Source organism: Arsenophonus endosymbiont of Apis mellifera (assembly GCF_903968575.1).
Lineage (GTDB): Bacteria > Pseudomonadota > Gammaproteobacteria > Enterobacterales > Enterobacteriaceae > Arsenophonus > Arsenophonus apicola.
Map to the genome: position 1 here is coordinate 87,899 of NZ_CAJCFU010000032.1, position 21,724 is coordinate 109,622.

24 protein-coding genes are annotated in these 21,724 nt (G+C 39.1%); 23 read left to right on the top strand and 1 reads right to left on the bottom strand.

The genetic code is table 11. From position 1 onward, the window contains the following. Positions 1–6: 6 nt before the first annotated feature. A complete protein-coding gene (locus H1X92_RS04030) occupies positions 7–2,805 on the bottom strand; it encodes a two component system sensor kinase (RefSeq protein WP_180558967.1) in 2,799 nt (932 codons plus the stop codon). A gap of 204 nt (positions 2,806–3,009) precedes the next feature. Between H1X92_RS04030 and H1X92_RS04035 the strand changes: the two genes are divergently transcribed. From H1X92_RS04035 to H1X92_RS04140, 23 genes are all read left to right on the top strand, one after another. After that, entirely contained in the window at positions 3,010–3,396 is a 387-nt protein-coding gene (locus H1X92_RS04035) for a hypothetical protein (protein ID WP_180558968.1), read from the top strand. Beyond that, positions 3,393–4,859 (top strand): EscC/YscC/HrcC family type III secretion system outer membrane ring protein, encoded by a 1,467-nt coding sequence (locus tag H1X92_RS04040; RefSeq protein WP_180558969.1) that lies wholly within the window; start codon positions 3,393–3,395, stop codon positions 4,857–4,859. Before H1X92_RS04035 ends, H1X92_RS04040 begins: the two co-directional genes overlap by 4 nt. A gap of 2 nt (positions 4,860–4,861) precedes the next feature. Then, positions 4,862–6,067, top strand: coding sequence for a type III secretion system inner membrane ring subunit SctD (sctD, locus tag H1X92_RS04045; protein ID WP_180558970.1), 1,206 nt, complete (start codon positions 4,862–4,864; stop codon positions 6,065–6,067). Positions 6,068–6,075: 8 nt separating this feature from the next. Continuing rightward, on the top strand, positions 6,076–6,273 hold the full coding sequence (locus H1X92_RS04050; protein WP_180558971.1) for a hypothetical protein: 198 nt from the start codon (positions 6,076–6,078) through the stop codon (positions 6,271–6,273). Between the two features lie 101 nt (positions 6,274–6,374). Then, the gene (locus H1X92_RS04055) at positions 6,375–6,731 is read left to right on the top strand and encodes a hypothetical protein (protein ID WP_180558972.1); all 357 of its coding nucleotides are present in this window, start codon (positions 6,375–6,377) and stop codon (positions 6,729–6,731) included. A 16-nt stretch (positions 6,732–6,747) separates the two neighbouring features. After that, on the top strand, positions 6,748–7,314 hold the full coding sequence (locus tag H1X92_RS04060) for a secretion protein EspA (RefSeq protein WP_180558973.1): 567 nt from the start codon (positions 6,748–6,750) through the stop codon (positions 7,312–7,314). 58 nt (positions 7,315–7,372) lie between these two features. After that, positions 7,373–7,912 (top strand): hypothetical protein, encoded by a 540-nt coding sequence (locus H1X92_RS04065; protein ID WP_202881799.1) that lies wholly within the window; start codon positions 7,373–7,375, stop codon positions 7,910–7,912. 18 nt (positions 7,913–7,930) lie between these two features. Then, on the top strand, positions 7,931–8,164 hold the full coding sequence (locus H1X92_RS15610) for a hypothetical protein (RefSeq protein WP_202881800.1): 234 nt from the start codon (positions 7,931–7,933) through the stop codon (positions 8,162–8,164). A 10-nt stretch (positions 8,165–8,174) separates the two neighbouring features. Then, the gene (locus H1X92_RS04070; protein ID WP_180558974.1) at positions 8,175–8,648 is read left to right on the top strand and encodes a SycD/LcrH family type III secretion system chaperone; all 474 of its coding nucleotides are present in this window, start codon (positions 8,175–8,177) and stop codon (positions 8,646–8,648) included. Beyond that, positions 8,641–10,080 (top strand): type III secretion system translocon subunit SctE, encoded by a 1,440-nt coding sequence (gene sctE, locus H1X92_RS04075; protein WP_180558975.1) that lies wholly within the window; start codon positions 8,641–8,643, stop codon positions 10,078–10,080. Before H1X92_RS04070 ends, sctE begins: the two co-directional genes overlap by 8 nt. 356 nt (positions 10,081–10,436) lie before the next feature. Beyond that, the gene (locus tag H1X92_RS04080; protein WP_180558976.1) at positions 10,437–11,033 is read left to right on the top strand and encodes a pathogenicity island effector protein; all 597 of its coding nucleotides are present in this window, start codon (positions 10,437–10,439) and stop codon (positions 11,031–11,033) included. A gap of 105 nt (positions 11,034–11,138) precedes the next feature. Beyond that, a complete protein-coding gene (locus H1X92_RS04085; protein ID WP_180558977.1) occupies positions 11,139–11,615 on the top strand; it encodes a type III secretion protein in 477 nt (158 codons plus the stop codon). 30 nt (positions 11,616–11,645) lie between these two features. Continuing rightward, positions 11,646–12,599 carry a hypothetical protein gene (locus tag H1X92_RS04090; RefSeq protein ID WP_180558978.1) on the top strand — a complete coding sequence of 318 codons (954 nt, stop codon included), beginning with the start codon at positions 11,646–11,648 and terminating at the stop codon, positions 12,597–12,599. Between the two features lie 665 nt (positions 12,600–13,264). Next, entirely contained in the window at positions 13,265–13,480 is a 216-nt protein-coding gene (gene sctF / locus H1X92_RS04095) for a type III secretion system needle filament subunit SctF (protein ID WP_032114489.1), read from the top strand. Further along, positions 13,477–13,782 carry an EscG/YscG/SsaH family type III secretion system needle protein co-chaperone gene (locus H1X92_RS04100; RefSeq protein WP_180558979.1) on the top strand — a complete coding sequence of 102 codons (306 nt, stop codon included), beginning with the start codon at positions 13,477–13,479 and terminating at the stop codon, positions 13,780–13,782. Before sctF ends, H1X92_RS04100 begins: the two co-directional genes overlap by 4 nt. Next, positions 13,772–14,071 carry a type III secretion system inner rod subunit SctI gene (gene sctI / locus H1X92_RS04105; RefSeq protein WP_180558980.1) on the top strand — a complete coding sequence of 100 codons (300 nt, stop codon included), beginning with the start codon at positions 13,772–13,774 and terminating at the stop codon, positions 14,069–14,071. Before H1X92_RS04100 ends, sctI begins: the two co-directional genes overlap by 11 nt. Then, positions 14,068–14,802, top strand: a complete 735-nt coding sequence (sctJ, locus tag H1X92_RS04110; protein ID WP_180558981.1) for a type III secretion system inner membrane ring lipoprotein SctJ — start codon at positions 14,068–14,070, stop codon at positions 14,800–14,802. Before sctI ends, sctJ begins: the two co-directional genes overlap by 4 nt. After that, on the top strand, positions 14,802–15,386 hold the full coding sequence (locus H1X92_RS04115) for a type III secretion system domain-containing protein (RefSeq protein WP_180558982.1): 585 nt from the start codon (positions 14,802–14,804) through the stop codon (positions 15,384–15,386). Before sctJ ends, H1X92_RS04115 begins: the two co-directional genes overlap by 1 nt. Then, on the top strand, positions 15,383–16,054 hold the full coding sequence (locus H1X92_RS04120; RefSeq protein WP_180558983.1) for a hypothetical protein: 672 nt from the start codon (positions 15,383–15,385) through the stop codon (positions 16,052–16,054). The genes H1X92_RS04115 and H1X92_RS04120 overlap by 4 nt, the downstream gene beginning before the upstream one ends. Next, complete coding sequence (locus H1X92_RS04125) at positions 16,044–17,069, top strand: HrpJ domain-containing protein (protein WP_180558984.1); 1,026 nt, start codon at positions 16,044–16,046, stop codon at positions 17,067–17,069. The genes H1X92_RS04120 and H1X92_RS04125 overlap by 11 nt, the downstream gene beginning before the upstream one ends. Positions 17,070–17,081: 12 nt before the next feature. Further along, entirely contained in the window at positions 17,082–17,480 is a 399-nt protein-coding gene (locus tag H1X92_RS04130; RefSeq protein ID WP_180558985.1) for a CesT family type III secretion system chaperone, read from the top strand. Positions 17,481–17,488: 8 nt separating this feature from the next. Continuing rightward, positions 17,489–21,106, top strand: coding sequence for a type III secretion system effector BopA family protein (locus tag H1X92_RS04135; protein WP_180558986.1), 3,618 nt, complete (start codon positions 17,489–17,491; stop codon positions 21,104–21,106). 255 nt (positions 21,107–21,361) lie between these two features. After that, entirely contained in the window at positions 21,362–21,724 is a 363-nt protein-coding gene (locus tag H1X92_RS04140; protein ID WP_202881801.1) for a hypothetical protein, read from the top strand.

The window sequence follows — 21,724 nt, forward strand, 5'->3', positions numbered from 1 at the left end:
GCCCTGTTACGGGCCATGATGAATCAGTGATTGATTATATTCTAGTGCGATTAATAACACCTCAAGTTCATCACTAGAAAAATGTCCTTGTGATTCGAGACGTTTTTCTAACTCTGCTGCAGTTTTTGCTATGCTCTCAAAACCGGTAAGGGCTGCGCTACCTTTTATGTTATGTAAAATGTTTCGTAGATCTTCCCAATTACGTGTTTGTAAGCAATGTTGGGTACGTTTGATCATATCAGAAAAGTGCTGAGCTAGCCGTTGATTAAATTCATCTTCAGAAAATTTCATGATCGGTTCTGCATTATCGCAGTTAACTTCAGGTTGCATATCGCGATCGATCTGGATTTCGGCTGCCATCTCAATGCATTGGGCTAATTGCTCGAGAGACACGGGTTTAGTCAAATAGCCGTTCATTAACGATATTGTTTTTTCATGTTCGCTTGGATTAGCGTTTGCGGTAAGTGCCACGATTGGGCATTCAGTATCCAGAATAACATTACTTTTACGCCACAATCGAGTGGTTTGATAACCATCAATGTCTGGTATTCGTATATCCATTAATACCAAGTCAAAAATATGTTTTTTACCCAGTTTAAGCGCAGCTCTACCACTGTCCGCGGTATAAACCATTTGACCAAGTTCAATGAGCATTTGGCTAATAATATCACGGTTAGTAGCAACATCATCGACTAACAGGATTTTCAACTTCCAAGGTATGATCGTTTTGAATAGCATTGATGAAGAGGGCAATGAAATACCGTGTTGGATCTCATACAACTGCTTCCATAATCGCCATGGCAAGTAGGTTAACCCTTCATTTTCTAGTAATGGATTCTTTCCTTCCTTAGCTTGGCCACCCCACAAAGCAATTTGTGCATGTAGTTTATGCGGGGCAACGATAGGTTCTGGCTGTAAACACATGGGTGAACTTGGTTCGAGTAAAGGCATACGAAATATGAAGGTAGCGCCAAAGCCATAATCACTCTTTAGAGTAATATTTCCACCCATTATAACGGCGATTTTCTCAGAAATAGAAAGACCTAGCCCTGTTCCAACTTTATAGTGTGATGACTGCACAAAAGGTTGGAATATACATGCCTGATCCTCTTCTTTTATGCCCGGGCCGGTATCTTTTATATAAAAACAGAGCTGATTTTTTTCTACTTTAATCGTGAGTATGATATGGCCTTGTTCAGTAAATTTGGCAGCATTACCTAAAAGATTGACTAGAATCTGTTGCACTCTTAATGAATCTAAATTTGAAGATTCTGGCACGTCATTATTGACTATGCAGTGTAATTTAACCGGTTTATCTATTAAATGGGGCTGAATAGTTACCATTGCATCATCGACAATTTTTAGGATCGGGTAACGGCGAAGGTTTAATTCAACTTGATCGGCTTCAATGCGAGAAAAATCTAAGATATTGTTAATAATGCTGAGCAACGATTTAGCACAGGTATAGGCGGTATTACGTAAATTAGCTTGTTTTTCGGAAAGCGGCGTAGTTTGCAATAATTCTAATGATCCGGTGATGCCGTTAAGTGGTGTACGGAGTTCATGGCTGATAGTAGTAAGATGCTCACTTTTACGCGCTGTAGCCCGTTCAGCCAATTGTTTGGCTTCAGTCAGTTCAATAGTACGCACTGCAACTTTGTTTTCTAATTCATCATAACTATGTTTGATCGTATCAAGTAGTGCGTTATAAGCGCGAGCAATATCACCAAGTTCATCTTTACGTGATTCAGGTAAACGGCGATTAAAGGTCGGTTGCACATCTTGTTTAATAATATTAACAAAGTGACGAATCGGCTTTGCCAGGTATTGCCATAAAATCCACAACATCACAATGGTCATAATAGCAAATGACAATAATGACCATTTCAATTCATGGACAAAAGGAGTATAGGCAATTTGCTTAATACGCGCTTTAGGAATTAATGTAATTTGCTGCCAATTTGGGCCATCGATTTGTTCTGATATAGCATAATAATGGCCAATATCAATGCCATACAGCGATCCTAACAGATGAGTATAAGTTAGCATTAGCATTTTGATATCGGCCATCTCCTTTTGCGAGATATTTAACTCGTTGTTAAAGGATAGAACGCCTTTGGGAGTAAGGAAAAAGTTGATATCACTGGCATGATAAATATTAGAGACATCTAACATATCATTGATATCAATTACAAAACCCACTTGTTGATGATTAGGTTTTTGTGATGGTGGCGTGTAACTCATCAATACATAACTACGTTTGCTAGCGGCATCGTAAAATGGTTCACTCCAACGAAAACCATCGGTTGTTGGTTGCTTTGCTAATGCTGAAATTTCAGCTATTCGTTTGGTTAAATTATTCCGTTCAATCGTGGATAGTGCATAAATTGCGATACTCTTACCTGGTTCAATAATAAATGTATCAATATATCTTTGTTGACCTGAGGTGCCAAAAGTTTGTAGCGCCCATAGATTGGTCATATTTGTTTCCATGTGATGATGGCCAATATTAATTTGCCGAGCAACTAATTCATGTTGATCTGGAAAATGTAGGCATTCGAACTGAGATTCACTAATACGATGTTCTAATTGTTGAATGTCAGTAATTGCCTGTTTAAATAGATTCCGATTCAAATGAGCCCTTATTTCACTGGTTTGGTGATAGGTCATAAGAATATGTTGTATGGCACCACTATAGATATTGTTATAAGAATTTACTTCGATCAGTATCCATAAACTAATCAGTACCGAAATAAAGGCAAAGGTGAGTTTAGTCACTAAGGACGAACACCAATGTGTATTCATAATTGCTCTCTTATCCTAAAACGTATGCACAAAGACATACATACAATTTGTTAACAATAACGCAAATTGCGGTTAAGAATCTACTCTAATTTCTCTATTTATTGTTAATCTGTTTAGCTAACAATGAGATTAAGGTATTTACCTGATACGACAAAGATATTGTATTACTCATACTTGTTAACAGATAAAAAAGGTGACAAGACGATGATAGAGAGATTTACAGCAACTGGATTGTTTGAAGTTGTTGAAAAAACAGAAAGCAATTGGAACGCAATTTGTGCGGGCAGAAATGCACAATGGTTATCATCTTCTTTTGGTGCCACTGTTGGTGTTCAGATAATGCCTCCTGACAGCAAGATATGGCATCAACAAGCAAGTTTAGTGCTTGTTAGCTGTTCAGAAGGACGGAATATGGGGCTAAATTATCGAGGTTCTTATTGGGTGCTCTGGCAAGCCTACGGTAAAGATATTGATGATAACCTACTTATTGAATCTATTTGTGGTCACCTGGCATTTGCTAAATTTTTGGAAGAGGGTTTGTGTCAACCTGTGACATCACCAGCATTGCGCTATCGGAGTATAAAAAGATGAAAAAGAAACTCTGTTGCTTATTTTTATTAACCACTACGGTTGCGCAGGCGGCATCAATTTCTTCCATTCATTGGCAGGATAGTGAACCCTTCGTTTATGTCAGCCGTGGGACACCGCTAGCATCGGTAATAAGAGATATTGGTAATTCCTATGGCATTCCGGTGGTTATTAGTCCACAGATACATGATACCTTCAGTGGCCGCATTGAGAACAAAACACCGAAGGAGATCCTGGCATTTTTAGCACATCAGTATGGCTTAGTGTGGTATTACGATGGTGATGTATTACATGCTTATAAAGCACAGGAAATGAACAATCAAGTTGTTTCTCTTAGTGCTTTATCCACTGAACGTGCGTTGAACTATATGGGGAAAGCGGGTTTTTTAGATAAAAATAGTTGTGAAGTTAAAGCAATTAATGGATTGAATGCGCTACAAGTATATGGCGTGCCAGACTGTATCAATAAAGTCACTCGCTTTATTAATCAGATTGATCAAGAAGCGAAACAAAACATTCAGACGCAGCGTTTAATACGCATTTTCCCGCTTAAATATGCTTCAGCGACGGACACCGTTTATCAATATCGTAAACAAAACGTAACCGTGCCGGGTATTGTCAGTGTCCTGAAACAGATGAATCAAACGAATGCCAATGGCGTAAATGCGCAACAAGATATAACGTCATTTGCCGCCGATCCAAGGCAGAATGCGGTGGTAGTTAGCAGTAATAAGCACGATATGGGGCTTTATAGCACCTTGATTAAACAGCTTGATATCGCACCAACCATGATTGAAGTTTCTGTATCGATTATTGATGTCGATGCGTCAGATTTTAATCAGTTAGGTATTGACTGGTCGGCTAATGCCAAAATTGGTGGTGGAACGATTTCTTTTAACCAAGGTACATCAGGCAGTGATAATTTTTCCACCGTAATTGGCAATACCGGCAATTTTATGGTGCGTTTGAATGCATTAGAGAAGACCTCTAAGGCGAAAATACTTTCTCGTCCATCGGTGGTAACACTTAATAATGTTCAAGCCGTGTTAGATAAAAATATTACTTTTTATACTAAATTACAGGGCGATAAGGTAGCAAAACTGGAATCGGTTACCGCTGGCTCATTACTGCGTGTGACCCCCAGACTGATTGATAGCAATGGTCGTAAAAAAGTGATGTTATCACTCAATATCGAAGATGGTCAGCAAGCGAAGGCGATTAATGATAGTGAGCCATTACCACAAGTCCAGAATTCAGAGATAGCAACACAGGCAACTCTAAATACGGGTGAAAGTTTATTACTCGGTGGCTTTGTCCAAGATAAAGACCAAACGGTGCAAAATAAGATCCCATTATTAGGGGATTTGCCACTGGTTGGCGGTTTGTTCCGCAGTGAAGATCGTAGTAAACAGAGTGTGATACGTCTGTTTTTAATTAAAGCAGAGCCTATCAATCAAGGAGGCTAATCATGGCAAGCGATTATAAATTGCTATGGTTAAATGGTCCGATGCAAGGGCGAGAATTATTTTTGCCTGAAGGTGATCTGACCATGGGTATCGAGGGTGACATTATTGCACCATTGACGGGTCATTCCTCTTTGTCACTGACGGTACAGCCACAAGGTATTACGCTTAATCAGCCCATGACGGTATTAGTTGAAGGCGGGGAGCAGACTGGCCCCATGACATTTCCGCTAAATCAAGTCATTGTGCTAGCCGGTATCGGTTTCATGGTTGGGCGAGCGGATGAATCATTACAATGGCGCCCATTACCTGAAACCAAACTTGCCCGCAAAGCCAAGTGGAGTTTATTACTGTGGAGCGGATTTTCAATCTTTGTCTTGCTGGCAAGTTTATTTGTACTGTTATTACCTCCGTCGTCCAGTACTCTGTTTGATCCACATATTTGGTTAAAACAGCAACTGTTGGCACCGGAATTAGGTCAAATCCAGTCACAATGGGATAGTAATGGTGGGTTAACATTGAGTGGCTATTGTAAAAATTTTATTGCTTTGTCACGACTAGAAAATGAATTGAAATTACGTGGTATTCGTTTTCGTGACAAAACTATCTGTATTGATCAACTTGTGGCAAATGTGCAGTCAATTCTGGTCGCTAATGGTTATTTGCAAGCGAAAGTGACAACCGGTAAAGCAGCAGGCGATATTCTTATTTCAGGCGCGATCCAGTCTGGTAAGCAATGGGATAATGTTACCCAACAGCTTGGACAATTAAATGGCTTACGTCATTGGCAGGTGAACAATGCAGTTGGTGGTTTTAGTCAGCAATTAATCAATACATTACGTAATAAAGGATTATTAGGTGGCTTGATGGTTGAATCTCGGCAAAACAGCATCATCATCACCGGTTTGAACGACCAGAATAAAGAACAGAAAATACATCAACTTGTTGCTTCACTTTCCGCTTCAACAGGGCAGCAGATGGATGTACGAATTGAAAATATCCCTGTGCGCGAAAATTTAAGTGATTATCTGCCTGGTCAGGTTGTCAGTTATGGGGGTAATAGCAAAGCACCGTTTGTTGAGTTAAGTAACGGTATACGACTTAAATATAATAGCCAGTTGGACAATGGTTATGTTGTAAGTTACATCGATTTTACTGGATTAGATTTAAATCGCGATGGTAATTCTGTTCATATTCCATTTTCTTTTTAGGAGGTCATATGACATGTATCACAAAATTGGAAGAGAATTTAAAGCAGCAACCAGAATATCAGGCAATTTATTTACAGCAATTAAATAATTGTCAAAAAAGTCTAGCACAAAATGATGCCAAATCTTCGCTGTTATTATTGGAGTCTGTAGAAGCAGCAAAACAGGTTATTAATATTTTGGCGCAAAGATATAAAAAGCAAAATTAAATAAATATATATTTTTTACGTTTTTCTATTTTATTTTTATTTTTCTATTTTTTTATAAATTTATTTTTATTATTAAATTTTTTTAACCAGAGGAAATAATTATGTTTAATGATATTCAAGCATTAATATCGGATTTAGATTCTCGTCGTTCATTATTATTTGAGCAAATGAAAGAGTTTGAATCTTTGCAACAAGAAATTAAGCAATTAACTGAAGAATCCAGCCATAATGCAACCGCACAAAATAAGTTAAAGAAATTAGAACAGGCATTTCCGCAAGGTATTGATAAATGCCAAAAGGATATTCTTGCTAAGATTAATTCCCTTGAAGAAAATTTTAAAGTTATAGAGAAAACATTTAAATCAATTAATCATGAGCCTGATGATGACAATAGTTCATTGTCAGGATCAGATACTGCAGTAAATACAAAAAAGAAAACTTTTAAATCTTATATTTAGTTATGAGGGCTAAATTATGACTAATCCAATCTTAAACGCACCAGGTAATTATTCTGTTAATGCTGGATCTGTTAATGGGGTTAAAGATACCTCAGCAATATATGGTGATTCAGTCTTATCCGGCGGTATTGCGGTACTCTATATATTTATGAGTTTGTTATCTGATATTGCTAGTCAAAAATATGCACAAATGCAGCAAAAATCAGATATATCACGTAGTGCCCAGGATATGGCCAATCGGGTTGATGAAATCATAGCTGAGGTCTCCAAAAAAGGTGACAAAGCGACCGGCCAACTGCCCGATGATGTTGTCAACTATATGCGCAATAATGGTATTACTGTTGATGGTATGAACATCGATCAGTATTTGGCAAAAAACGGCAAAGATCTCGATCAAGGTAAATTACAAGCGGTTAAAGCGGCATTGGAAACGGTATCAAACCGCTCTTCCGATTTTGTTTCTCAATCTCAGCTGCAATTGCAAAAAGTGATGCAAAGCTACAATGTGACGGTTAGTTTAATTAATAGTATGCAAACGATGTTGGCGGAAATGAATAAATCGATTGCCCAAAATATCCGTTAATAGGCAGATCTAACCGTTAATAAGTAATGTTAAACAAATTAAATAGTTGGAGGTCGCTATGATCCATTTAACCAGCGGCATTGAAACGGCTTTGTCTATTAATAAAGGGCAAGTGAATAACAATAATCTCAATAATGGCGATTATGTTATATCTGGCGGAATCGCAGTTCTCTATTCATTTATGAATTTACTTTCTGACATGGCGCAATTGAAATATAACCAGATGCAAATCAAGTCAGAAATGGCGCGTGATGCACAAGATATGGCTAATCGGGTAGATGAAATCATCGCCAAAATTGCTAAAGAGGGCGATAAAGCGCTGGAAAAATTGCCGCCTGATGTTATCGACTATATGAGAAATCATGGTGTCACCGTTGATGGCATGACGATTGATGATTTCCTACAACAAAATGATCCTACTGCGGCTTTATTAGCCAAATTGCGTGAAAAAATCGCTGAATCAGGTGCCGATGGCATGCAATCAGCCAGTTGGCAAGATGTGGTTCGTTATATGGATGAACATGGTATTAAGGTTGATGGACAACGTTGTAGTGATTATATCTGGGGATTACCTGAAGTGGGATCCCGTTCCTATTAAAAGATCAGCCGTGAACATATGCAACATATTGCTGATGTATTAGCGGCGGCTGGTGGTTTAGATCAAGGGAAACTCGGATCGGTTAAAGCGGCACTGGAAACCGTATCAAACCGCGCTTCCGATTTTGTTTCTCAATCTCAACTGCAATTGCAAAAAGTGATGCAAGGCTACAATGTGACAGTCAGTTTAATCAATAGTATGCAAACCATGTTGGCAGAAATGAATAAATCGATTGCCCAAAACATTCGGTAGGGAGGAAGCAATGGATAATAAAGATTTTGCCACTTTACTTGACTTTGTACAGCAAGGTGGGGCGGTGAGTGGCTTGGCAGATGTTAATCAAAAGGATCTTGATTTACTTTACCGCTACGCTATGCAACTGATGACTTATGGCGACTATCAGGGCGCCAAGCGAATTTTTTTCCTACTCATGCGACTCAATCAAAGCAATTTTGAATATGTTTATGCTTTAGCGACTTGCTGCCAACAACTAAATGAGCATGAAGAGGCTATTTTTTGTTTTGGACGTGCGGGCATGAATCGTTTACAAGATCCTCGTAGTCCATACTTTGCTGGCATTAGTTATCTGGCGGTTGGCAATCGGCAATATGCAGAAAAGTCTTTTCGTGCTGCGCTAAGGATATGCTGTTGCTTACCGGCTGAACAATGGTCAGAAGTCAGAGAAAATGCCAAGCAAAAGTTAGCTTATTTAATGGGGGAAATGTGTCATGAATAATATGAGTGTTACTTCACCCATGAATACAGCGGATATACAAAATCCTAATGTTTATGATAGCAATCCGGTTGAAAAAGCCAGTCTTCCTGAGTGGTCTATGCCAACCTATGTTGCGTTGAATGTAGAGCGTAATGAAAACAATAGCGTGGTTAGCCAGCAACAAGCACAACAGGCTTTTGCTCGCATATTGAGAGCCTTTCAAGCAGATGACGGTACTAGCTTAAATCAGTTAGAAAAGGCCTCCATTAACGATATGATTTTACTGGCTGCCAACCTCAGTTTAAAGACATTTGGTGATACGGCGAATGTGGCAGCGAAAGCGAGCCAATTGATGACGGATACCCAAGCATATTTACGTGATCAACGGGTGAAAGAGTTTCAAGAGCAATTAGCCAAACAGATTGAGCAATCGGAAAAAGCACAAAGAGGCGGTATTTTTGCTGCTATTTTTGATTGGATTGTTGGCGCGGTAGAGGCTGTGTATGGTGCTCTCAAGCTGATTGAAGGCGCGGCTAGGATCGCAGTTGGTGATGTGGTTGGTGGTTCATTAGAAATTGCCAGTGGTGCATCTTATTTAACTGCTGGCATTGCAGGAATGGTCAAAGCTGCAGCTGAAACGGCGATATTGTTAGGTGCTGATAAAGACAAATGTCAGGAAGTCGCGGATATTGCCGGTAAAGTTCAATTGGGTGCGGAAGTTGTTGCCATGGCGTTAGATATTTTTCAAGCTGGACGTGCGATATCGGCCACCAGAGCGATAGCCAAAACAGCAGGTGAAACCATGAAAGAAGCGGCGCCGAAATTAGCTGAAGCTGTGGTTAAGAATTCTTCACAAGAAATATCCACTATTGCTCAGCAAGTGGGTCAGCAAGTCTCTGAACAGATCGCGGAACAAATTGGTAAACAATTAGTTAGTGGTGTGGAGAAGGGCTTAGAAAAAGTGGCTGAACGCGGCGGACAGATTGCTAAATCATTAAGTAAAGCTTTCAGTCAAGAAGCCATCCAGGCACTGGTAACCCAATCTGTTGAGAAGGTAGCCACCCAGGCAGTAGAAAAAGGGGTGCAAATTACAGCAGAAGAACTCACTAAGCAAGTCACTAAATTAATCCGTAATGAAGTGATCAAACAAGCTATCAAAGCCTGTACGTTTGTTTCTCTCGATTTGGTATATGTGACGGCTAATGCTGGTAAAACGGTGACTAGCGGTATTATTGGCCTAGAAAAAGCCAAGTTACAAAAAGAGATTGAAGCATTAATCCTGCAACAAAATTTTATGGAATTCTGTTTTGATTGGTACGAAAAAGCGAAAGAGCAGCAAGGTAAAACGATCAAAGATCTATTAGATAAGCAGAGTGATACCTTAGCGGGTGTAAGTAAGACGAGGAGTGAAACGGGTATGTTACAAGCGCGCATTGCTAGTGCAACGGTTTAGATGTAGCAAACTTTTATGCTGTGGTTATTTCAATTAACGATTACTAACCATAAGTTAGTAATTAAGCAGCTGGATTTTGATAATTGGCATGGCTTGATAATGCTATTCTAATTCAGATTTAGCCATTATTAGCCTGAAATTGATGATGAAAAAGCAAAATCTAGCGGCTAATTGAAGTTGATCATAAATTAATAATCACTGTTGTTGCGCTACTATCGCTGATAGTGAAATTTAATGATCAATAAAACAATACCATAAAAGCATCCTGGCAAGCAGCGTGAGTAAGCAGGCAGTACAAAACGCGCGAAGAAATGGGGATTTACCCACTATGCAGATAATTTTAGTAGGAGGCAGTTATGAGTGATATTCAATTAATGTCCGCCAATTCAGCTTCAGTCAATAAGTATGATGATTTGGGTAGTAGTGGGCTTTATGACGTTAGTAATATGGATGCTATTGCTCAGATCAATGAATTGATTATTAAGTTAGCTGAAGTATTAAAGAAACTGCGCAATATTTTGCAGGAGTTTAACCAAAAGCAACAAGAATTAGGTTGGAATATACAAACTTCATCCCTCGATAAAAAACGCGAAGGAATCGAAAATGCTTATGATGCGGCAAAATTAACCGGTGCATTTCAAATTGTATCTGGTGCGGTTGGCGTACTAAGCGGTGTTTTTGCCAAACAATTTGGCGAAATAGCCACTCATTTGGGACAAGCTACTAGTAAAGGTTTGGAAGGGAGTGGCCAGTTAGGCTCTGCTGAAATGACAAAAAAAGCAGAATTGGAAAAAGTCGAAGGTGATTTCCAAGCGATGAATGCGCAGAACTATGCAAAAAACACTAAGGACACATGGGATAAAGCTTGTCAATTATCCGAACAGATGCGTTCTATCGTCAAAGATTTAGTTGACTTATACACGCGTATTAGCTCAGCGGTAGTAAATAAGTAAATTTTAACTAATAAATAGCATAGTTAACCGGTTAAGGAAAAAACCACCGCTCAAAATAGGCTATTGAGCGGTTTTAATTAAGTGAGGCTTTGGCCCAAGATGATTATGACAAATACCAACCAGGGGGGGACGCTAGCGCAATTAATCGCCATCATTGAACAGGCATTGACTCAACCGCAAACAGAACAACAAAAACAACCAGACATCTCAAACGAGATATTAAATGCGACTTACCAACAAGCGGTCGATGCCTATCAAGAACTGCAATTGTCGCCGGCATTAACTGCTTTTACTTATTTGGTAATGTATCAGCCTTGCGAAAGAAAATATCTAATCGGCTTGGCTTCTACATTACACGCACTAGAACAATATCCGTATGCATTAGTGTTTTATGGCTATGCCAGTTTACTTGATGCGAGAGATGCGGGAGTGACTTTTCGTATTGCTCAATGCTATCTGGCAATTGAGCAAACTAGAGAGGCTATTGATGCACTACAGACATCAATAGAGCAGAGTTTTATTGCACCAATACAACCTGATATACGTAGACTTGCACAGACATTGTTAGATGAAGTTCTATAGTGACTTTCATGACTAATAGGAGGGTATTTTATGCCATATGATAATACTATTGATCCTAGCACAGCAGCACTAGCTTACCTAGATCTGGCTCAATCGCCAAACAAACCATCAGCTCCGGCAAGGCAGTTCAATATTAACCAGGTACCACTTACACAAGCAAATAATGCGTCTGAGTGGTTAGATCTGGCGGTGCCAAAAGGTGAGGTTCAGGCAAGTAAACCGTTGGATCTAAAACCAGAAATTGAACAGCAAATTAATCAATCTAAGCAATACTATGATGAAGCTAAGCAGCAAGGTGTTGAAATTGCTAAGCGTTCATTTTTTAAAGAACTATTAAATGTGGGGATCGCAGGCGTTGGTTTAGGGCTTTCAATTGCAGCTACCCTATTTACTGCCGGCGCAACAATGCCATTACTGGTTGGTTCAAGTATTACATTTGGTTTGGCGGTTGCTGATGCTGGATGTGCTTACGCCAATTGGCATAGTGAAGCCAAGGGCGGTGAAGGATTGAAGTTAGGAGCTGATGCCATAGCTAATGGTGTCTATCGACTGCTCAATAGGGCAGGTATGACAAATGACAGCGCTGAGAACTGGGCTAAATATACCTCTGCTTTTTTACGTTCAGGCTTAGTTGTCGGTACACTATGTTCGGGCGGTGCGGTCACAACAGCAACATTGGGTGCGTTGAGTAGTACTTTCTCAGCCACTAAATTGGTGAGTAACAGTGTCGATGCATTTACTTCAAGGACGGCGTCTGTGGCTTTGGATAATGCGGTTGAGAAAAAAAATCTGCTACAGGAACAGCATGCACAACAGCAGCAAAAAATAAGCAAATTGAAAAGCATGCACGATGGGCTTGAGCTGCAACACAGAGAACATAGAGAGCAACAATATCAAGCAGATTTGGCCAATTTAGAGCAAAGAAATCGTCAATTGGAGCATGAACTTAAATGGCTAAAGAAAAAAGTTGGTTATGTAAAATAAAATACCTGCAAATGTTATCATTGTTTAGAAAATAATAATTAAGAGTCACTATATTATTTTGTAATATTTAGATTTCATGTTGCTAATTTAGCAGATAATCTGTTAACCATAAAAATTAACCGGTTCCGTTGCAACCCGTTAATTTTTTCAAAACATATCCTTGTTTTTAGTTTAATAAATATATTAATTTTTCCTAATTATATTTAAATGTTAATTTATTTTTATCATCTAACGATAAATCTAATTCGTTATATCCAATTTAGCTATTATATTCAGTTTAGTTATATCTAATTATCAATACTCCCGCTATTAAATGTAATTCTACATAATAACTCGTTTGTTTTTTCTTATTTCAGGTGAATACCGGATATAAAAAATGATTATTAACCACCAAACTATGTAATAGGAAAGAAAGCAATAATACAGAAATAAATCATTAAATAACAATAACACACTCGAAATATTAATCAGGGATAACGCTGTATAGGTCTTTTGGTTTTAACAAAATTTTAAGTACTAATATATCGTTAAATGTTTTGATCAAGTGAAATAGCATTGTTTATATCGTTGGTTAATAAGTATCTACTGCCATTTTTATTGATACCTCAAAAATGAAATGGCTAAAGTCTGGCAAACAATGCTTAATTTGACGTTAGGGTAAAATTATGGATTTCAATGCTATCATCAACCAATTATCGCAACTATCTGCTAATGCTGCTGGTGATATTAAAAGTAAAATTGCCAACGCTGATCCAAGTAATCCTGATCAGATGCTACAGATGCAGTTTGCGGTACAGCAATATTCCAATTTTATCGGTTACGAAAGCGCTTTGATCAAAGTGGTTAAAGACATGATACAAGGGATTATTGCCAAAATATGAAAAGAGAAGATAAACAATTATTGGTAGAGATTGCACTTGCCGCTGCCAACCATGGATTAATAAAACAGGCTTATGCCATTTTAGCTGCCTTTCCTGAATTGATTGCCGACGAAGATGCGCGTGCGCTATGTAGCAGTTTAGTCTACTTTGCGTTAGGTGAAAATAATGCCGCAATACGTTCGTTAACCGGCATGAAAAGTAATCAAGCGGAAGGATTGCGTTGCTTATTCTCTTCGCCTGCTGACATGGTCAATCAATCGCAAATTTTTACTTTATTAGCGGGAGATGAAAATGGACATTAAAGCGGTAGCCCCTATCAATTTAGTGAAGAGTCAAACGACAGAAGCGGTTAATCCAGATAGCCAGTTAGTTGAAAAATTCAATCAATTAATGCAACACGGTCAAGGGCAAACTGCAGCATTAGGAACCGTTCTACCATCAACTGTCGAGCCGACGGCGCAGGCGCTGTCTCCTACCCAAGCCGTTCAAGGACAAGCAATGATAGTGAAAGCTGTTCTTGAAGTGGATATGGCAGCTAAAACGGCAGGCAGTCTTGCCCAATCGATCAATAAATTAGTGACAATGCAATGAAATACTTAAAGTATTTATGTTTAATATTAGTGTTGTTCTTGACTGGATGTAAGGTCGAATTATACCGAAATTTGCCTCAAGATGAAGCTAATCAGATGGTTGCATTATTGATGTTAAATCACATTGATGTTAATTCTGAAATTGATAGTAAAACCGGCAAAGTGACATTGCAAATCGAAAAAGATAAGTTCATCGATGCAGTGGAAATACTTAGGCAAAATGGTTACCCCAAAACGCAATATGTCGGTATTGAGGATCTCTTTCCAGCGGGTCAATTAGTTTCTTCTCCTGCGCAAGAAGAAGCAAAAATGCGTTATCTTAAAGAACAACAACTTGAGCGTACGCTATCAAGTATGGATGGGGTCATTAGTGCACGAGTCTCTATTGCTCAGGCGGATAATAGTGACAGTAATATTGATAATAGCACGCCTGAAAAGTCGGTAGCGGTTTACATTAAATATTCACCAGAAGTCAATATGAGTGGGGTTGAAGCGCAAATTCGCAATTTAATCAAGAATGCGATATCCGGTTTGCAATCCGATAAAATTAGTTTGTTTTTGCAACCGGCAGAATTCCGTTATCAACCCCAGAAAATTCAAACTAATCAGCAATGGCAATATCTACAAAATTACATTGTAGCCAATAAGACGTTAATTTTATTAACTTTTACCGCAATATTTATTGTCGTGTTTGCCGCAGTGATATTTGGACGTCGTAAGGATAAATCTTAATGACTGAATTGGCAGTGAGATTTAATTATTTATTATTCCATCCAGGTGAGATCATGCATGCTAAATGGTGGCAATGGCTTGGGCTTAATGAATGGCAGTCTCGCTACCCAACTAGTAATGAATTAAAACGCCGCTTAGATAAATTGATACTTAATCGATTAGGAGTTCAGCCTACTTTATATCGTCAAGTAGCGGAAAATATGCAGACCTGGCTTTTATTATTAACCCAAAAGCCATTTTTATTTACTGTTGTTGGATTAGTTTGTAATCCCTCTCCTGACTATTTATGGGATAGCGCTTATAGGTCACGTTTAGCGACCTTATTAAGTCAGGAACAGATAAAGCAACTAATTGCTTTATGGCCGACCGAGTGCCACACGGTTGCGGTACCCTGGTTAGTTGACGAGTTCCTTGAGCAGGCACACCTATATGCCTTAAATGTTTTCTCTCATTATTGGCAGGGAGATGATTTTGCACTGCTTTTAGCCAGGTATTTTGCTCCATTAGAGGAGCAAATGCTCTGTTCGCAACAACAAATTGAACAGGCTGTTCGCTGGTTATTTCGTTTGGAGCGTTTCTTATGAATGGTTTTTTAGTGTTAGTTAAAGAGTGTGAGCTCTTAAAGCAAACATTGGAAATCACACCTGAAGAAATTCAGCAAGGTTTGGCTGAATGCAGACGGGAGCAGAAAGCCAAACAACGTATTAAGCAATATGCAGATAAAGTAAGGCAAGAGTGTGATGCGCTTCGGCAGGCAGCACAACAAATTGTTGCTGAAGCAGAGATAGCCGTTAAGCAGCAAGAAAAAGCGTGGCGAACACAATTACAGCAAGAAATAGTGGCAGAAAGTATCAATTGGCTGGTTGAACAGGCAGAGTTGGAAAAACACTTAGTCATCGTCTTACAGGAACGGATCGGTCAACAAGTAAAATTAGTTCTCAAAGCCTGGTGCCAAAAACAAAATATTAGTGAAAATCTTATTAACCAGATCACTGAGCATATTGGTGAAGCAACCACTAAACAAAGTTTGGTCCTGAGTGTTTCACCAGAACAGGCAGATGCCTTGCGTAAAATATTTGCTGAACAAATACAAATTAGGATCCGTTCTGATTTTGCACCATGGCAAGCAGAACTAAGTTCAAGTTGTATGACATTACGCTTTGATTTATATGAACACCTGGAAAGGCTACTAGAAACTTGTGTTCCTACGATGAATAAAACGCATTTGAGAGGAACTTGTGATGCGAATTGATCAAGCGGATTATCTCAATTTTCAATCTCTGCAAGAGAGCAAGCAGGCGACAAGTTTTATCCCAGCAGAGAGTACGGCAATGCAAGCCAGTATTGCCTTAGCGGAAGTCCGAGCTGAAGCGCTGGAAGAAACGTTAGAAGGTTTAAGCTTAGGACTAAGCCAAGTAATGAAAAAAATAGCTGATGCCAATAAAAAGCAAAGTGCATTATTTAATGGCGTAGAAAAACTCTTACAGCAACTAGACGAAAAGCAACGAGGAGCTATAGAGCAAATTGCTAAACAACTTCTTTCCTTTAAAGATGGCGATAAAATTTTACAGCAAATTCCTCAGTTTGCCTTAGACAAAGGACAGCTAATTTTTTTGTTAGCAATATTGCAGGGTATGACAAGTTTAGCCTTATCTGAACGTTCGAAAATCAAACAGTTTTTAATGTCACTGTTAGCCGAAGAAGATATTGAGCTAGCGTTAATTGCGGCTAGTCAAGGTATGGTGATTGATACTTCACGTTTGCAAGCTTTTCGGCAACTCTATCAACATGCTGCCCGTGGAGAAAAAGGGTTAAGTCATTGGTTTAAATTATTACAACAACATGAAGATCGAAGACGGACTATTCAATTATTAATTCGTGCCATATCGGAGCCTCTAGTGAGTCATGAACAGTTAGATATGACTAAATTGGTAACTACGATTGATGATTTACGTCGCTTATGGCTGTTTTTAGCTTTTTCTGAGCACTGTGCTTCTTTGTCGCGCACGCTCAATTTAGCCAATGATACTGTTGCAGAAGTCAGTATTGAATTATTAGAGCAAGGTTGGATCTATCCTGAGGCATTAGCGCAGTTGATAATAAAATTGCCATTAACAATCTTGCAACGTTTAATTTTTTTACGTAAATGGCGTGAAATTATGGTGGTCATGAGTGAAGCTTGTTATCGCGATCCAGAACAAAAAGAGCATATTCAAGAAGTCATGTTACAACTGCTTGAACAGTGGAATGATGAGTATGCTGTTTAAAGGAGAGGAGAAATGCGTAAAGAAGATAGTGTACTTGCTCGTTTTGGTCAATTATTAGGCCTACCTTTAGTATGGGATGAGAGTGATCAGTGCACTTTATTACTTGATAATCAATTGATGATGTCTATCCATGCTAAAGGAACTTATTGGCAATTATATGGTTTTTTGGGACAGATTGATGCGCAAAAAGCACACTTACTATTCATTAATTGTATGCACCACAATATGCAACTGGTTGAAAATAATGATGGTGCGGTAGGTTATGATTCAGTGCAACAAACCTTATTATATGCAGTAAATTGGCCGGTTCCTGCTAGTGGTGAAGAACTATTAGTCTGGTTTGAACGTGCGACAATTTGCTATGAAGCACTTTACCGTGAGTTTAGTCAGTGTCCGGAGCTAATAATATAGGTTGTTATATGACGATTGAATTGGATAGATTTGCAAAAAATTTGTGGACTGATCCTTGTTTGATATCAGGCCAACAGGATCAAGGTAGTTCAAGTTTGGTTCATGCTCAAATGAGTTTTAATGACCGTTTGTTAAGTACATTAGCTAAACTACCTTTTCTGAAAAATGAAAATGCGATTCGGACCTATGTTGCCCGCCTTAATATAACAGTTCAAGAGAAATTAACCGTGTTCTTACGCTCATTAGCGGAAAGGTATGGTTTGGCTACCGCAGTACAAACACTCCCGAGACTAGATTTATCACCAAAGACACCACTGGCTGCCCATAAAATAGAATTTATTCCCCAATCTATGTTGTTAGCGATGAGTCAAGCGCATTCAATGTCTGATCATCAAGCTGAAAATATTAATAATAAAATCTTTTCACTGATCCAGTTTAGTAATGCAATAAAAGAACTAGTCAATCAAGGTGGACCCGCCCAGTTACCAATTCCGACTAGCATACCTAAATTTGGTAATTGGTTTTATTGGGAAGATAAAAATATTCAAAAAGTGCAACAAGCTATTGCTGACTATCATAAACTGGTTGAAAAAAATGAATATCAAAGTGCCTCTGCACGTTTGTTAGCTTTAACTGATCTACGCTATCCGGGTGATGAATTTTCAGATCTTTATAGCAAATTAAAAAGATATCTTGATCTTTATCGGCAAGCCCTAGATGAGATTGAACAATGTTGTCTTACGGTTCCTTCATCGCAACAAGTTCATCTAACTTCATTATTGGAGCAAGTTTTAGTGCAGAAAGAGCACATTGCGGCAGTGGCTGGCCAGTTGGCAATGTTACCTGAATTTTGGCAGCAGACAGTGATAAAGCGGCAGATCATCAATGCCCGTTTTGTCAGTTTACCTGATGAACTTAGGAATTCAGCCTCGGAATCGGTCTTACTACTCAGCCATCAGCTGATTGAAATGTTTGATCAGGTACCCTCAGTAAATGACTGGCAACTACAATTGACTGAATTTTGGGCGAACGCTGAATTACCATTACCTTCATCATCTGAACTGACCACTTTAGTGGCTATTTTAGCCAGCGAACGGCCGGCATTAGCTGGCCAGGTTGCAATTCCTTTTAAAGAAGAAAAAGATAAAATTCAGTCTGGTATTTATCAGCAATTAATTCGAGTACTAACAAGAAGTTTAACCCAGGTAAAAGAAAATAAATCGGTTCTTAAACAACGCCTGGGATTTGATGACAAACAGAGTAAGGTTCGTAGCCAAGCAGCGCTTTTAAGCAGTTGGTTAAATAGGGCCGGAGAAGAGAGCTACTTACATGAACAGTATGTAGCAGCAATGCTAATTGGCATTAGTGGTGAGCGTTGTAGCATGCTAGATAAAACCGTTATTGCTTATGGAGCGGTAAATATCGATAATTTAGAGATAGAGCCAGGATGTGAAGTTGATATTCAGCAATTAGCCAATGAAGAAAAATGGGTTGTTTTGGCGAGAAAAGTGCTCGCTGCACAAGATAAAGCCTATCGATTTGAAGAGTTGTATGATAGAGAAAGTGGCCATTCTGCTATCAATTTCCATTATGATGTGGAACAACGTGTATTGACATCTCGGTTAATGGCATCACCTGAGCGGTATTTGCCTTTTTTAACTAAAAAGATCTCGGCACTAACGGCTTATCATAACGAATTACAATCTCTGACTGATAGCTTAAATATAGGTAAAGTGCGCAGCCGTTTTGTAGAAGAGCTGAAACAAATTAGCGAGCAGAAGCAGCATTTAAGTTTATTACAGGATGCGGTAAGGTTTTGGCAAAGTGTAAAACAGCAATATGAGCAACATGAGCAATATGTTGATCAATTGCAAAAATTACAAGATATTACTTTGCAGCAAGTAAGGCAGCTGAATAAACAAGGTTATCTGGCTTTTTTACCTCAGTTACAGCAACTTGACTTAGCTATGTATGCTCTTAGTGTGCAAAAAGAGAGGTTAACTGAAAAACTATTGCAGCAGGGATCCTCCTTAGATAACAGTCAATTACAAGAAATTGATCAAGGTATAGTTAAGCTAGATGAGGAGTATCAGGCAGCTTTGCTGTTACTCGTTCGTTTTGATAGGCAGGCAAATAAAATTGAGGGCTATCCAGAGCAGGGCGATTACTATAATGTCCAGGCATGGCGACATTGGGTGGTGCAAAATATTACCGGTGAATGGGGAGGATGGTTAGGTGAATTTAGACCTGATTTGAACACCTTGATTTTACAGCACCAACTGGCTAAAAATGGTATGCAAACGTTGAGGGAAGCTTATCAAGAGTTGTTTCAAATACTCAACCCGTCTATATTTTTCAAATCGTTGGATACTAATAAGTATCAGGAGATTTTGGCGGCTTTTAGGGATTTGCATCGCTGGGTAATGGCACATCCGATGGAATCACAAGCGCTAGCCAAGAATATTACCCATGCTTATCAAATTATTACTGGCAATAGCGGTTGGTTTGGTGCTGATCTTGCTACTGCTGTTAATTCGGTTTGGCAAAGTGCGACGGTAGAAAATCAAGTTAAAGATATTTTGCAGGGTACCAGAGAGCTACTTCCCTTACAGCCATCATACTCAATGACACCGGAAATGATCGCACTATTGCATTTTACCCATTTATTACCTTACCTTGCTGGCGGTATAAAAGGCGGCGTTCATAGTGGTTTAATAAGCTCAGTAGCAACACTTTTGGGTGCTGGTTGGGCAACCGGTATGATAGGTGGCTTTGTCCAAACTTGGGTGGAACAGAAAATAGCCTCAACCGTATCAGCCCATCGTAATACCGAAGTAATGGTTAATGCCCTGATGCTTGGCATTCGTGAACAGGGTAGTTTTCAGCAACGTGCGGCTTCGGTCATGAGTTATATGATGAAACGCCAGTTACTACAAGATATCGGTACCTTAGGCCGCGATTGTTTCGAAACCAATAAAGTCGGAACTCTGCGCCGTTGGTGGCAAGATACCACTAATTTTTGGCAGAAAATGGATGTTAAAGCAAAATTATTTAGTGTCGCAGCAATTGTGGGGCCAGCCGCCATTGCAGCTACCGTTGCGACGGCTGCATTAATATTCACTGTAGGAACTGGCGGAGTAGGGTTAGCCGTATTAGGCATAAGTGCATTGTTAGCTGCGATAGTAGGTGGTTACTTTGGCTATAGTGGGTTAAGTTTACTAAAAAATAGCGACTTCCTGGGTTTGCGTCAGGCATATGAATATGCGCAGGATAAAATGACCGAACAGCGTATCCAGGACGCGTTACAGCAATTTATTAACAAACAATATCAGGGCAAAACCGTTGCTGAACATTTAGATGTTCAGGTAGCCGATATTGAAAAAAAGATTTCACTTAAGCAAGTAGCTAAGCAGAATCAAACACAATCTTTTATGCGACAACTAGAAAATTGGGGACGTGAAGAACAGCAGAAAATAGCCATCAATCAGCAAAAACAGCGCGCTGAATTAGTCAATAAGGTGGCCCAACAATTAAACGATTGGCAAGAGATCGATGGTCAGGAGTTAATAAAGTGTTTAAATGATATTGATGAGGTACTTGTCCAATCTGGACTTGTTGCCGCCTAATTTTGTCAAGGGTATCTAAAACTCGTCTAGCCGCCTGAAATGGTTATCGATTGGCGTAATTTAGTATAACTTATTAATTTAATTGAACCTGCTGGCGCATGTTACTCGTTGTATTGCGCCCATAAATATTTTTTCGTTAATTTTAACCCGCTTGGCGCAAAATTCATTTTGCTTGCCATGGGGTCATTTCAGGTATTTACCTGATACGAAGCCAGAGCTTCCTCTTGCATGCTTAATAAATAGTAAAGAGGGAAGATGATGAAATTGCAACTGGCTCGTAATCTTGAACATTTTTTTTCTTTGTTCAATCACAGGAAAGTCGAAATTTCAACGGCAATTGAATGCCACTGGCCACCTTTTGGTCTGCGTATTGAAATTATTGAAGAGCGTATTCTTATGACCAGTTGGTTATTAAAAGAGGGTGATTTTGATCTTCTACATGCATTAAAAATTAATCAACCTGAGCGGTTTTGGGGGATCCCGCAGCGAGTATTTATTATTCGCCACCGAGCTTATGTGAGCGGATGGTGCCCAAAGGAGAGTGATGGTCTTTTTTTATTTCGTTTGTGTCAAAGACAGCGTCAATTTCTTTCTCAGTTACCTAAAGGAGCCGCCTAA

Excerpts from the sequence above, each read along its gene's own strand:
- H1X92_RS04030 (WP_180558967.1), bottom strand. The coding sequence starts at position 2,805 with ATGAATACACATTGGTGTTCGTCCTTAGTGACTAAACTCACCTTTGCC.
- H1X92_RS04035 (WP_180558968.1), top strand. The coding sequence starts at position 3,010 with ATGATAGAGAGATTTACAGCAACTGGATTGTTTGAAGTTGTTGAAAAA.
- H1X92_RS04040 (WP_180558969.1), top strand. The coding sequence starts at position 3,393 with ATGAAAAAGAAACTCTGTTGCTTATTTTTATTAACCACTACGGTTGCG.
- sctD (WP_180558970.1), top strand. The coding sequence starts at position 4,862 with ATGGCAAGCGATTATAAATTGCTATGGTTAAATGGTCCGATGCAAGGG.
- H1X92_RS04050 (WP_180558971.1), top strand. The coding sequence starts at position 6,076 with ATGACATGTATCACAAAATTGGAAGAGAATTTAAAGCAGCAACCAGAA.
- H1X92_RS04055 (WP_180558972.1), top strand. The coding sequence starts at position 6,375 with ATGTTTAATGATATTCAAGCATTAATATCGGATTTAGATTCTCGTCGT.
- H1X92_RS04060 (WP_180558973.1), top strand. The coding sequence starts at position 6,748 with ATGACTAATCCAATCTTAAACGCACCAGGTAATTATTCTGTTAATGCT.
- H1X92_RS04065 (WP_202881799.1), top strand. The coding sequence starts at position 7,373 with ATGATCCATTTAACCAGCGGCATTGAAACGGCTTTGTCTATTAATAAA.
- H1X92_RS15610 (WP_202881800.1), top strand. The coding sequence starts at position 7,931 with ATGCAACATATTGCTGATGTATTAGCGGCGGCTGGTGGTTTAGATCAA.
- H1X92_RS04070 (WP_180558974.1), top strand. The coding sequence starts at position 8,175 with ATGGATAATAAAGATTTTGCCACTTTACTTGACTTTGTACAGCAAGGT.
- sctE (WP_180558975.1), top strand. The coding sequence starts at position 8,641 with ATGAATAATATGAGTGTTACTTCACCCATGAATACAGCGGATATACAA.
- H1X92_RS04080 (WP_180558976.1), top strand. The coding sequence starts at position 10,437 with ATGAGTGATATTCAATTAATGTCCGCCAATTCAGCTTCAGTCAATAAG.
- H1X92_RS04085 (WP_180558977.1), top strand. The coding sequence starts at position 11,139 with ATGACAAATACCAACCAGGGGGGGACGCTAGCGCAATTAATCGCCATC.
- H1X92_RS04090 (WP_180558978.1), top strand. The coding sequence starts at position 11,646 with ATGCCATATGATAATACTATTGATCCTAGCACAGCAGCACTAGCTTAC.
- sctF (WP_032114489.1), top strand. The coding sequence starts at position 13,265 with ATGGATTTCAATGCTATCATCAACCAATTATCGCAACTATCTGCTAAT.
- H1X92_RS04100 (WP_180558979.1), top strand. The coding sequence starts at position 13,477 with ATGAAAAGAGAAGATAAACAATTATTGGTAGAGATTGCACTTGCCGCT.
- sctI (WP_180558980.1), top strand. The coding sequence starts at position 13,772 with ATGGACATTAAAGCGGTAGCCCCTATCAATTTAGTGAAGAGTCAAACG.
- sctJ (WP_180558981.1), top strand. The coding sequence starts at position 14,068 with ATGAAATACTTAAAGTATTTATGTTTAATATTAGTGTTGTTCTTGACT.
- H1X92_RS04115 (WP_180558982.1), top strand. The coding sequence starts at position 14,802 with ATGACTGAATTGGCAGTGAGATTTAATTATTTATTATTCCATCCAGGT.
- H1X92_RS04120 (WP_180558983.1), top strand. The coding sequence starts at position 15,383 with ATGAATGGTTTTTTAGTGTTAGTTAAAGAGTGTGAGCTCTTAAAGCAA.
- H1X92_RS04125 (WP_180558984.1), top strand. The coding sequence starts at position 16,044 with ATGCGAATTGATCAAGCGGATTATCTCAATTTTCAATCTCTGCAAGAG.
- H1X92_RS04130 (WP_180558985.1), top strand. The coding sequence starts at position 17,082 with ATGCGTAAAGAAGATAGTGTACTTGCTCGTTTTGGTCAATTATTAGGC.
- H1X92_RS04135 (WP_180558986.1), top strand. The coding sequence starts at position 17,489 with ATGACGATTGAATTGGATAGATTTGCAAAAAATTTGTGGACTGATCCT.
- H1X92_RS04140 (WP_202881801.1), top strand. The coding sequence starts at position 21,362 with ATGATGAAATTGCAACTGGCTCGTAATCTTGAACATTTTTTTTCTTTG.